Raw genomic sequence first — 11,549 nt, 5'->3', positions numbered from 1 at the left:
GCTGCGCGGCACCCGCCTCGTCGACGCCTACGCGACCCTGCTCGCCGACCCCGACCCGGCCGTCCGCGAGCACGCCGCCCGCGAGTGGTGCCGCTGGGAGGACGTCCACGTCTCCCTCGTCCCGGGGTACCGGCCGAGCAGCCGCTACGAGGACCCGGCGTTCCGGCTCGTGTTCGCCCGACTGGTCACGCACTACTGGCGGCACGCCGCATTCCTCCCCGACGGGGCCCTGCTCGACGGGGCGACCCGGCTCGCCGGCATCCCCGGGAGCATGGTCCACGGCCGCTACGACGTCAGCGGGCCGCCGGACATCCCCTGGGACCTGCACCGGCGCTGGCCCGGCAGCGAGCTGCGGATCATCGACGACGCCGGCCACGGTGGCGCCGGAGCGTTCACCGACGCCGTCGTCGACGCCCTCGACCGGGCCGCCGACCTGCCCCGCTGACCCGGGCCGACCACACGCACATCGCACGGGAGATCCCGCAGCCCCGGGCTCCCCGGCCGGCGCCGACTTCCCCGGCTCCTGGCGGTGTGGTTGTCGTCGTTTCGTCGACGATCTGCTGGCGTCAATGAATCATTGTTATCGGAGGTCAGGACACGATCCGACGGTCGGCGAGGAGACCGCGCGATGCGCTCCGGCACGGCGGGATGCGGCGCGGCGGGATGCGGCGTGGGCGCGGCGGCATCACCGGGCCCGAGAGGAGCACCGCCTCCGCACGCGGCAGCCGGGCCGCACCACGCCGACGACCTGTTCCCGCAGCTCGACGACACCGGGAACACCCATCTGTGCCAGGTCACCCCCGCGCGGGGCCGCTGGGCTCCCGGCGACGGTCCCCGCGCCCGGCTCCGCGGGATCCGGCGACCACTCCCCCGGCTCCACGTCCGGGGGTGTCGCCGTTCGATTGACCACGCGCAGGCGTCAATGATTCCTTGACAGGATGGGCCAACCGCTGTGGCCGCCGGGACGGCGGACCTGGTGTGACGCCGGGACTTGACCTGAACCTCGATCGAGGTCGGAGGCTCTCGGGAGAACCCCGTCAGAGGAGCATCCGATGGACCTCACCCCGCCCGTCTCCTGGTTCGAGCAGGCCTACCGCGACGGCGACCCGCCCTGGGTCATCGACGAGCCGCAGCCGGCCGTCGTCGCGCTGGCCGCGACGACGCCGTCACCGGGACCGTCCTCGACCCCGGGTGCGGCACCGGCGAGCACACGATCCTGCTGGCCAGGCTCGGGTACGACGTGCTCGGCGCCGACGCCGCCCCGACCGCGGTACACCGGGCACGCGAGCGCGCCGCGGCCGCGGGGGTGGACGCCCGGTTCGTCGTCGCCGACGCACTCGCCCCGAACGGCCTCGGCCCGTTCGACACGGTGGTCGACAGTGCCCTGTTCCACCTGTTCGACCCCGCTGACCAGGCCCGCTACGCCCGCGCACTCGCCGGGATCGTGCGCCGGGGAGGCGTCGTGCACGTGCTCGCCCTGGCCCGGACCGGCGCCGCCGCCGAGTTCGGCCCGGTGATCGACGCGGCCGACGTCCGCACCGCGTTCACCGGTCCGGACTGGTCGGTGGAGACCGTCACACCGGCGTCCGTACCGGGGAGTCGTGACCGCCGCCCTGGCGCAGGCCTACGGTGAGCCGGCCGGGACCAGGGTCGAGGTCCCCGCCCACCTCGCCCGGGTACGGCGCCGCTGATCAGCCCGACCGGGCGGGGCCGCCGCTGCGGCACACAGCAGTCGACCGCGCAGGGCGCCCCGTTGCGGGTGCACCCGCGACGGGCCGCTGCCCAGCCGCCGGGCGGGCGCGTCGTCGGTGTGCTCCCGCACGAGCTCGACCACCATGTCGGCGAACGCGGGTCGGGCCCGGCGGTGGCGCGCGGGCGAAGCCCATGCCGTGCTCGACGGCACGCTCGGCGGCCTCGTTGTCGAGGTCCCACACGACCTCGACGTGGTCGGACACGAACCCGACCGGCGCGACGACGACCGCGGGCACACCCTTGGCGTGCAGGTCGTCGATGTGGTCGACGATGTCGGGCTCCAGCCACGGCACCTGCGGCGGACCGGAGCGGGACTGCCAGACGACGTCGAACTCGTCGACGCCCAGCTCGGCGGCGACCAGCGCGGCGGCCTCGGCGACCTGCCGGGAGTAGCGGTGCCCGCCGTCGGCCGGGGTCCCCGGCGGCCGCGTCGGCCGAGGTGGGGATGGAGTGCGCCGTGAACACCAGCCGCGCCGCCTCGCGCCGGTCCTCGGGCAGCTGCGCCCACGCCGTCCGCACGGCGTCGGCGTTGGCGCGCACGAAGTCCGGGTGGTCGTAGAAGAAGGGCGCAGCTTGACCAGCTCGGGGCCGCCTCGCCGACGGCGTCGCGGGCCCGGGCGATGTCCTCGTGGTACTGGCGGCAGGCGGAGTAGCCGCCGTAGGCGCTGGTCGCGAACACCAGTGCCCGCTCGACGCCGGCCTCGGCCATCTCGCGCACGGTGTCCTCGGCGAAGGGCCGCCAGTTGCGGTTGCCGAAGTACACCGGCAGCTCGGTGCGCGCGGCGATCGCCGCGATCAGCTCGCGGTTGCGGGCGTTGATCGGCGAGACCCCGCCGAAGTGCTGGTAGTGCTCCTCGACGGCGTCGAGGCGCTCCGGCGGGACCCCGCGGCCCGGGTCACGTTCTCCAGGAACGGGCGGACCTCGTCGGGGGCCTCGGGGCCGCCGAAGCTGAGCACCAGGATGGCATCGGGGTCGGAGCAGGGCTGTTCGGGCACGGTCCCGATTATCGACGCCACCCGCGGGCGCGCTCCCCGGCCTCACACGCCGACGGCGTGCACCCCGCCGTCGGCCATGATCATCGACCGGTGGTGGTCGGCATCCAGTCCGACAGCGCGGCGCACACGGTCTTGGCGACCGGCACCGGGTCGTTCATGTCCCAGCCGAGCGGGGCGCGCTTGTCCCACACGTCCTCGAACGCGGAGAAGCCCGGGATCGACTTGGCGGCCATCGTCTTCACTGGGCCCGGCGGCGACCAGGTTGACCCGGATTCCGTCGCGGCCCAGGTCGCGGGCCAGGTAGCGGGTGACCGACTCCAGCGCGGACTTCGCGACGCCCATCCAGTCGTAGGCGGGCCACGCCTGACGGTTGTCGAAGTCCATGCCGACGATCGAGCTGCCCGGGCCGAGCAGCGGCTTGCACGCCATCGCCAGGGACTTCAGCGAGTACGCCGACACCTGGATCGTGGTGGCGACGTCCTCCCACTGCGCGTTGAGGAACGCACCCTCCCCGAGCGCACCCCCGGGGCGAACCCGATCGAGTGCAGCACGCCGTCGAGGCGGGGCTCCTCACCCAGGTGCGGGGTGATCCGCTCGACGAGCGAGTCCAGCTGCTCCTGGTCCGAGACGTCCAGCTCGACGACCGGTGCAGGCTTCGGCAGCCGCATCGCGATCCGCTCGACCAGCCGCATCCGGCCGAAACCGGTGAGCACGACCTCGGCGCCCTGCTCCTGGGCGATCTTGGCGGAGTGGAAGGCCAGCGAGGCGTCGGTGATCACACCGGTGATCAGCAGCCGCTTGCCGTCGAGCAGTCCCATGACGTCCTTTCGAGAGTTCTGCGGGGCCGGGCCGGTGGCCCGGTGTCGGTGTCGCGCAAGCGCTCCGATCGTGACATGCTCAGTGACCCATGCCCAGGCCGCCGTCGACCGGGACGACCGCCCCGGTGACGTAGCCGGCGCCGGGCGAGGCGAGGAAGGCGACGACCGAGGCGATCTCGCCGGCGTGCGTCGGCGTAGCGGGAGAGCGGGATGGTCCCGAGGATCTCCTCGCGCCGCTTCTCGGGCAGCGCGCGGGTCATGTCGGTGTCGACGAAGCCGGGGGCGACGACGTTCGCGGTGATGCCGCGGCTGCCGAGCTCGCGGGCGACCGAGCGGGCGAGGCCGACGAGCCCGGACTTGGAGGCGGCGTAGTTGACCTGCCCGGCCGACCCGGAGAGGCCCACAACCGACGACACGAAGATCATGCGGCCCTTCTTGGCCTTCAGCATCCCGCGCGAGGCCCGCTTCGCGACCCGGTAGGCGGCGGTGAGGTTGGCGTCGACGACCCGGGTGAAGGATTCCTCGGACATCCGCATGAGCAGGCCGTCGTCGGTGATGCCGGCGTTGGACACCAGCACCTCGACCGGTCCGTGGGCGGCCTCGACCTCGGTGAACGCGGCGTCGACGGACTCGGCGTCGGTGACGTCGCAGTGCACCGGCAACAGCCCGTCGGGGATGTCGTCCTTCCCCGAGCGGTAGGTCACCGCCACCTGGTCGCCCTCGGCCGCGAACGCCTGCGCGATCGCCAGGCCGATGCCGCGGTTTCCTCCGGTCACGAGCACGCTGCGTCCCACGGGGGGTGAACCTAACGCACTACCGGTCGGTACCCGCGAGCGGAGATCACCCTCACGGCAGCCGCCTGCCGAGCAGGATGCCCGCACCGAGCCCGCCGATCAGCAGCACGAACCCGCCGATCATCCACGGTCTGCTCGCGTCGACCTCGCGCTCCTCGTAGCCGAGCTCCTCGGACAGGTCGGAGTAGACCGCGCGCAGCTCGGACTCGGTGGCGGCGGTGAAGAACCGGCCACCGGCGAGCTGCGCGATGCGCTCCATCGAGGCGTCGTCGACGGGGACGGGGGTGCGCCCGCCGTCGAGCTCGATCGTGCCGTAGCTGGTGCCGAAGGAGATCGTGGACACGGGGATGCCGCGGTTGCGCGCCTCGGCGGCCGCGGTGAACGAGCCGCGCGGCTCGTCTCCCCGTCCGGACCCGGCACGGTCTGGGTGCCGTCGGAGAGCAGCACGATCCGCGCCGGGGGCGGCACCCCCTCCGCGTCCGGGCCGCCCTGCAGCGACCGGGAGAAGGTGTCGATGGACTGCATCGCCGTGAAGATCGCCTCACCGGTCGCGGTGGACTCGGCGAGCTGCAGGTTGTCGACGCCGTTCTTGACCGCGCTGCGGTCGGTCGTCGGCGAGACGAGCACCGCCGCCGTCCCGGCGAACGACACCAGCCCGAGGTTGACGCCGGGGGTCAGCTGGTCGGCGAACTGCTTGGCCGCGGCCTGCGCGGCGGCGAGCCGGGTCGGCGCGACGTCGGTGGCCTTCATCGACAGCGACACGTCGATCACCAGCATCACCGTGGCCCGGTTCCGCGGCACCTTCGCCATCGCCTGTGGCCCGGCGAGCGCCACGGTGAGCACCGCCAGTGCCGCGATCAACGCGATCGCGGGAACGTGCCGCCACCGGCCCGGCCGCTTCGGGGCGACCGACTCCAGCAGCTCCAGGTTGGTGAACCGTACGACGTCGCGACGGCGCCGGCGCAGCAGCCACACGTAGGCGACCGCCAGCGCGGCGACGACGAGCAGCCCGAGCAGCCACCAGGGGGCGGTGAACGTCACGCGGGCCTCCGCGGGCCGCAGTTCCGTCGGGCGGGAACGCTGCGCCGTTGCGCGGGGCCGCTGCGCCGTTGCGCGAGAACGCGGCGCCGCTGCGTGGGGCCGCTGTGCCGTTGCGCGGGGACGCGGTGTGCTTACGGGCGACGGCGAACCGCACGATGTCGGCCACCCAGTCGGTGTCGGTGCGCAGGGTCAGGTGCCCGGCCCCGCAGCGACGCAGCGCCGCGGCCACCCGGTCGCGGTGCTCGGCGGCGGCGGCGGCGAACTCGCGGCGCAGCAGCGGTGTGGTGTCGACCTCGCGCTGACGCCCGGTCTCGGGTCGGCCAGCACGACGGTCCCGACGTCGGGCAGCTCCAGCTCCCGCGGGTCGACGACCTCGATCGCGAGGAGCTCGTGGCGCGCCGAGAGCGCCCGCAGCGACCGCTCCCAGGTGGGCTCGCCGAGGAAGTCCGAGACCACCACGACCAGCCCGCGCCGGCGCGGGGGACGGCGCAGCTCGTCGAGTGCGCCCGACAGGTCGCCGCGGGTGCCCTCGGGCGCCGACGGCATCGTCGCGACCCGGCGGACCAGGCCACGGGCGTGCGCCAGGCCACCGCGGGCGGGCAGCCGCAGCGTCGACTCCCCGTTCGCGACGACGGCGCCGAGCCGGTTGCCGCCCCGGTCGTCAGCTGGGCGACCGCGGTCAGCCCGGCCAGCGCCAGGTGCCGCTTGTCGGTGCGGGCGGTGCCGTAGTCGATGCTGCGCGACAGGTCCACCACCGCCCAGGTCTCCAGCTCGCGGTCGGCGACGGTCTCCCGCACGTGCGGGGCGGTCGTGCGGGCGGTGACCGACCAGTCCATCCGGCGGACGTCGTCACCGGGCTGGTACGGCCGCGCGTCACCGGGCTCGGTGCCCGGGCCGGGCAGCAGCCCGATGTGGTTGCCCTGGAGCAGCCCGTCCAGCCGGCGCCGGACGGTGAGCTCCAGGGTCCGCAGGGAGGCCTCGAGCCGGACGAGGTCGGAGGACCCCGCCGTCACGCCGGACCCTGGCCGGCACCCGGTGCGGGCGGCCACGCCGACGGCGCACCCTCGGGCGCTCCTCCGGGCCGGGCGCTGACCTGCGGCAACGGCACGGTCTGCAGGACCCGGGTGACGATGTGGTCGACCGGCACCTGGTCGGCGATCGCGTCGTAGGACAGCACGAGGCGGTGCCGCAGCACGTCCGGGGCGACCTCCAGCACGTCCTGCGGCAGGACGTAGTCGCGGCCACGCACCAGGGCCAGCGCGCGGGCGGCGGACACGATGCCCAGCGACGCACGCGGCGAGGCCCCGTAGGCGATCCAGGACGCGACGTCGGACAGGCCGTGCTCGGACGGCAGCCGGGTCGCGACGACCAGCCGCACGACGTAGTCGACCAGGGCGTGGTGCACGAACACGTCCGCCGCGGTGCGCTGCAGCCGGACCAGTTCGTCCGGGGTGAGGACCTGGGAGGCCACCGGTGGGGTGGACCCCATCCGGTAGATGATCTCCCGTTCCTCCTCGACCCCCGGGTACTCGATGATCAGCTTGAACAGGAAGCGGTCGCGTGGGCCTCGGGCAGCGGGTAGACGCCCTCGTTCTCGATCGGGTTCTGGGTGGCGAGCACGAGGAACGGGTCGGGCATCGGGTGGTCGCGACCGGCGAGGGAGAGCTTGCGCTCGGCCATCACCTCGAGCATCGCCGACTGCACCTTCGCCGGGGCGCGGTTGATCTCGTCGGCCAGCACGAAGTTCGCGACGACCGGACCGAGCTCGACGTCGAACTCCTCCCGGCCCTGCCGGTAGATCCGGGTGCCGAGGATGTCGGCGGGCACCAGGTCGGGGGTGAACTGCAGCGGGAGAAGCTCCCCCCGACGACCCGGGCGAAGGTCTCCACCGCGAGGGTCTTCGCGACGCCGGGGACGCCCTCCAGCAGCAGGTGCCCCTTCGCGAGCAGACCCACCAGCATCCGCTCGACGAGCCGGTCCTGGCCGACGATCACCCGCTTCACCTCGAGTACCGCACGCTCGAGCCGCTCGGCGTCGCGGGCGGGGGTGATCGGGTCCGGGCCGGTCGAGGCAGTCGTGCTCACGGTGCCATCCCACCGTGTCGGCCGTGTGGATCCGGTGAGGCGTGCCGCTCCCCGCCGGCGAGCGGGCCGACCGCCGGGTCCTGCGCGGTGAACCGCAGCGTCATCGCCAGGTAGTCGCGCAGCGGCACGGTCCGCGGTGCCGCCCGGTGCCGGGTCCAGACCGCGTTCGCCCGGGCCGGGGTCAGGTCGTGGGCGTGCGCGACGACGGCCCGCGCCTCGACCGGACCGATCTCGCGACCGGCCAGCGCGGCGAGGGCCGCGGCCAGCTCGGCGGCGCGGTCGTCGTCCACGGCCCCAGCAGAGCAGACACCCCCGACAGTTCCGGGCCGCTCACTCCACCAGCAGGAACACGATGGCCGCGACCCCGATCACGACGATCGCGCTCCGCAGCACCGCGGGCGACAATTTGCGCCCGACCTTCGCGCCGAGCAGCCCGCCGACGATCGAGCTGACCGCGATGATCCCGACGACCCTCCAGTCGACCGGCGCGACGACGGCGTAGATGGCCCCCGCGACGATGTTCACGACCGAGGCGAGGGTGTTCTTGAAGGCGTTGAGCCGCTGCAGCGGGTCCGCGAGGAGCAGCCCCATGACCCCGACCAGCATGATCCCCTGCGCGGCGGTGAAGTAGCCGCCGTAGACGCCCACCAGGAACACCAGCAGGTAGAGCACCGGCGAGCCGGACCGGTCGGGACGCGGCCGGTCCCGCAGCCGGCGGGCCAGCAGCGGTTGCACGGCGACCAGCAGCACCGAGGTGCCGACCAACACCGGCACGATCGTCTCGAACGCGTCCGGCGGCAGCGACAGCAGCAGCGCCGCGCCGACGACCGCCCCGAGGAACGACGCGACGGCGTACTTCGCGAGCCGGCGGCCGTGCCCGGCCCACTCCCTGCGGTAGCCGACGGCGCCGGTGACCGACCCCGTGATCAGACCGATGGCGTTCGACGTCGTCGCCGTCACCGGCGGGAAGCCGAGCGCCACCAGCACCGGGAAGGTCACCAGCGTCCCGGACCCGACGACGGTGTTGATCAACCCCGCCCAGACTCCGGCCAGCGCGATGACCCCGACCTCCCACCACTGCATCGGGCCACCCTACGAACCGCACGGCGGACGACCCGCCGCCCGTGTCTGCGTAGGGCTTACGCATGGTGCGTAGCTCTACGACGTGCGTGGCATGATCCACGCCATGACCGTCGACGACCCCCGCTGGGCCGCTCCCCCGGCCCCGGCGCGCCGGACGCTGGACCGCGGGTCCGTCGTCGCCACGGCGCTGCGCCTCGCCGACACCGACGGCCTGGCCGCGGTGTCGATGCCGCGGCTGGCCCGGGAGCTGGGGTCGGCGCCGATGTCGCTGTACCGGCACGTGCCCGGCAAGGACGCGCTGGTCGACCTCGTCCTGGACGCCGCGCTGGGCGAGCCGCCGGACCTGGCGGGCTGCGGGCTGCGGCTGGGGTGCGAGATCTGGGCGTCCGCCCTGCGCGAGGTGCTCGACGAGCACCCGTGGGCCGTCGGGCTGCTCGCCGGTCCCCGCGCCACCGGCCCGGCCGAGTGCGCGTGGTCGGAGACGCTGCTCGCGCACGTCGTCGGGGGGCATCCGCTGCACGCGGCCGTGGAGGTGCTGCACCTGCTGCACGGCTACGTGCGGGGGGCAGCGGCCCTGGCCGGGGACCGCCTGCCCACCCTCGACGACGTCCGTCGCTCCGGCCGGTCCGAGCAGCTGCCGGTGCTGTCCCGGCTGCTCGGCGGCGCGGTGGTGCGCGGACCCGGTGGCGGCGAGCCGCTGTTCGAGGCCGGGCTCCGGCCCTGATCAGCCGGCCGTACCGAGCTCGAGGCGCGGCCAGTCGGCCAGGTCGCGCAGCAGCTGCCGGTCGTGGGTGGCGACGACGACGGCCGCCGAGGTGTCCAGCACCATCGCGGTGAGCTCGTCCACCAGCCGCGCCGACAGGTGGTTGGTCGGCTCGTCGAGCAGCAGCGTCGTCGGGCGCGCCGCGAGGGTCACGGCCAGGTCGAGCCGTCGTCGCTGCCCCTCCGACAGCCGTCCGACCGGGGTCCGCAACGCCGCCGCGTCGAGCAGGCCGTGAGCGCCGCCGCCGGCCTGCTCCAGCACGGCGCGCGCGGGCCACCGCGGGTCGAGCACCGCGGTCTCCTGCCCCAGCAGGACGACCCGGGCGCCGCGCGCGGTGCGCACCGCCCCGGTGTCCGGGTCGAGTGCTCCCGCCAGCACGGCGAGCAGTGTCGACTTCCCGGCCCCGTTCGGCCCGGTCACGAGCAGCCGGTCGCCCCCGTCGAGGACCAGGTCGACCGGGCCGGCGAGGCGGTCCCGCACGCCGATCCCGTGCGCGCGCAGCTGTGGCGCGCCGGTCGCACGTCGAGGTCGGGCCTACGCAGCGACGACGGCGGCACCGGCACGTCGACCCGGTGCGCGTCGAGCTCGGCGCGGCGGCGGTGCAGTGCCTGCACCACGCCGGGAGCCCGCGACTGACGAGCGTGCTTGCCGGTCCCCTTGTCCGGGCGCCAGCCGGTCGAGAGCCGGTCCCGGGCGGTGGCGACGGCGTCGGCGAGGCGGCGGTGCTCGGCCTGCTGCTCGGCGTACGCGGCCTCCCATGCGCTGCGGGCCCGGTCGCGGGCGGTCACCCAGCCGTCGTAGCCGCCCGCGGTGAGCCGGGGCGCGCCGTCACGGGTCGGGTCGAGGTCGCAGAACTCCTCGGCGACCTCGCGCAGCAGGGCTCGGTCGTGGCTGACCACGGCGAGTCCGCCCGGGTACGCGCGCAGGGTGCGGGTCAGGAAGTCCAGACCGCCCGCGTCGAGGTGGTTGGTGGGCTCGTCGAGGAGCAGGACGTCGTGGCGGGCGCCGAGCAGGCACGCCAGCCGCACCCGGTGGCGCTGCCCCACCGACAGCGTCTCCAGCGGCCGGTCGCGATCGGTGCAGGCGCCGAGTGCCTCCAGCGCGACGTCGATGCGGCGTTCGGCGTCCCAGGCGTCGAGCCGGGTCGCGGTGTCCAGGGCGGCGGCGAACCGGTCGTCGGCGCCGGGCGCACCGTCGGTGAGCGCCACGGTTGCCGCGTCGAGCTCGCTCAGCGCCGTCCGCGGGGCGGCGAGCGACTCCGCTGTGAGTGTGCCGACGGTCTCGCCGTCGCGGGTGGGCACCTCCTGGCGGACCAGGGCGACGGTCCCGGCACGGTGCACGGTGCCGGAGTCCGGGACGAGCACGCCGGCGAGGACCTGCAGGAGCGTGGACTTGCCCCGGCCGTTCTCCCCGACCACGGCGAGGCGTGACCGGGCGGAGACGGTGAGGCTCACGCCGGCGAGGACGCGGTGCGATCCGCGGGTGACGACGACGTCCTCGGCGCGCACGTGGGCGGACGCGCCGGCGTCGAGGGCGGGCAGGAGGGACGAGGGTTCGGGGGTGGTGTGCACGAGAGGCTCCGCGGCATCCGAGATCGGAGCCGGGCAGCACGGAATGCGCCGCCCGGCGGGGACCGGGACGGCGGACGCGGTGGTTGCTTCGCGGGACGAAGAGGTGGGCGCCGCCGTCAGCGGGCGGTGCGGACCTTCTGCGACCAGATTCCTCGTGCCATGGTTCGAGTCTACCCGGCGACAGGTGGCGCGTCGTCCGGTTTCGGGCGCGCTGCACCCGTCCGAGCTCAGGAGGACCGATGCCCGCCCGTGCCCTGCCGTTCTTGACCTTCCAGCCGCCGCGCGGCCCGAGCGCGAGCGAGGCGATGGAGTTCTGGACGTCCCTGTTCGACGACGGCGAGATCGTCTCGGTCACTCACCGCCCGACGACGACCCCACCGCGGTGGTCCTCGCCGAGTTCGTCGTCGCCGGGCAGCGGCTGCGGTGCAGCGACAGCCCGCCGGTGCACCAGTGGGACTTCACCCCCGCCGTCTCTCTCTGGGTGGACTGCGGGTCCGGTGACGAGCAGAAGCGGCTGCTGGGCGCCCTCGCCACCGGCGGACGGGAGTTCATGCCGCTCGACGACTACGGCTTCGGGCCCCTTCGCCTGGGTCGAGGACCGCTTCGGCGTGTCCTGGCAGCTCGCTGCGCAGGCGGCCTGAACGCGC

The 11,549-nt window shown here is 74.5% G+C and carries 5 protein-coding genes and 8 pseudogenes; 4 read left to right on the top strand and 9 right to left on the bottom strand.

The annotated features are described in order from the left end of the window. Together KPL57_RS26250 and KPL57_RS26245 are read left to right on the top strand one after the other, a co-directional pair. A pseudogene (locus tag KPL57_RS26250) lies at positions 1-445 on the top strand (prolyl aminopeptidase); the annotation flags it as partial. Between the two features lie 561 nt (positions 446-1,006). After that, positions 1,007-1,633: a class I SAM-dependent methyltransferase gene (locus KPL57_RS26245; RefSeq protein ID WP_308253017.1), complete on the top strand. Its 627-nt coding sequence runs from the start codon at positions 1,007-1,009 to the stop codon at positions 1,631-1,633. Positions 1,634-1,707: 74 nt separating this feature from the next. On the opposite strand, the pseudogene KPL57_RS26240 reads toward KPL57_RS26245, so the two are convergent. The 8 genes and pseudogenes from KPL57_RS26240 to KPL57_RS26205 form a co-directional block, all read right to left on the bottom strand. Beyond that, positions 1,708-2,748: pseudogene (locus KPL57_RS26240) on the bottom strand (ferrochelatase); the annotation flags it as partial. A gap of 42 nt (positions 2,749-2,790) precedes the next feature. After that, a pseudogene (fabI, locus tag KPL57_RS26235) lies at positions 2,791-3,566 on the bottom strand (enoyl-ACP reductase FabI). A gap of 79 nt (positions 3,567-3,645) precedes the next feature. Further along, positions 3,646-4,360: pseudogene (gene fabG, locus KPL57_RS26230) on the bottom strand (3-oxoacyl-ACP reductase FabG). Positions 4,361-4,412: 52 nt separating this feature from the next. After that, positions 4,413-5,401, bottom strand: a pseudogene (locus tag KPL57_RS26225) (VWA domain-containing protein). 130 nt (positions 5,402-5,531) lie between these two features. Beyond that, positions 5,532-6,414, bottom strand: a pseudogene (locus tag KPL57_RS26220) (DUF58 domain-containing protein); the annotation flags it as partial. After that, positions 6,411-7,485 (bottom strand): annotated as a pseudogene (locus KPL57_RS26215) (AAA family ATPase). The pseudogenes KPL57_RS26220 and KPL57_RS26215, both read right to left, overlap by 4 nt. After that, the gene (locus KPL57_RS26210; protein WP_226353550.1) at positions 7,482-7,775 is read right to left on the bottom strand and encodes a hypothetical protein; all 294 of its coding nucleotides are present in this window, start codon (positions 7,773-7,775) and stop codon (positions 7,482-7,484) included. The pseudogene KPL57_RS26215 and the gene KPL57_RS26210 overlap by 4 nt, the downstream one beginning before the upstream one ends. Before the next feature lie 40 nt (positions 7,776-7,815). Then, complete coding sequence (locus tag KPL57_RS26205; protein ID WP_226353549.1) at positions 7,816-8,568, bottom strand: sulfite exporter TauE/SafE family protein; 753 nt, start codon at positions 8,566-8,568, stop codon at positions 7,816-7,818. A gap of 91 nt (positions 8,569-8,659) precedes the next feature. Here KPL57_RS26205 and KPL57_RS26200 point away from each other — a divergent pair, with 91 nt between their 5' ends. Beyond that, the gene (locus tag KPL57_RS26200; RefSeq protein ID WP_226353548.1) at positions 8,660-9,292 is read left to right on the top strand and encodes a TetR/AcrR family transcriptional regulator; all 633 of its coding nucleotides are present in this window, start codon (positions 8,660-8,662) and stop codon (positions 9,290-9,292) included. Here KPL57_RS26200 and KPL57_RS26195 read toward each other — a convergent pair. After that, positions 9,293-10,902 (bottom strand): annotated as a pseudogene (locus KPL57_RS26195) (ABC-F family ATP-binding cassette domain-containing protein). It abuts the gene before it with no gap. A gap of 382 nt (positions 10,903-11,284) precedes the next feature. Here KPL57_RS26195 and KPL57_RS70275 point away from each other — a divergent pair. Beyond that, positions 11,285-11,549, top strand: a 265-nt coding sequence (locus KPL57_RS70275) for a VOC family protein (protein WP_308253014.1), incomplete at its 3' end; no start/stop codon positions are given.

The sequence above is a fragment of the Pseudonocardia sp. ICBG601 genome, assembly GCF_020496245.1.
Note: the sequence above shows the minus strand (reverse complement) of the source record. Positions and strands in the feature narration are given on the sequence as shown.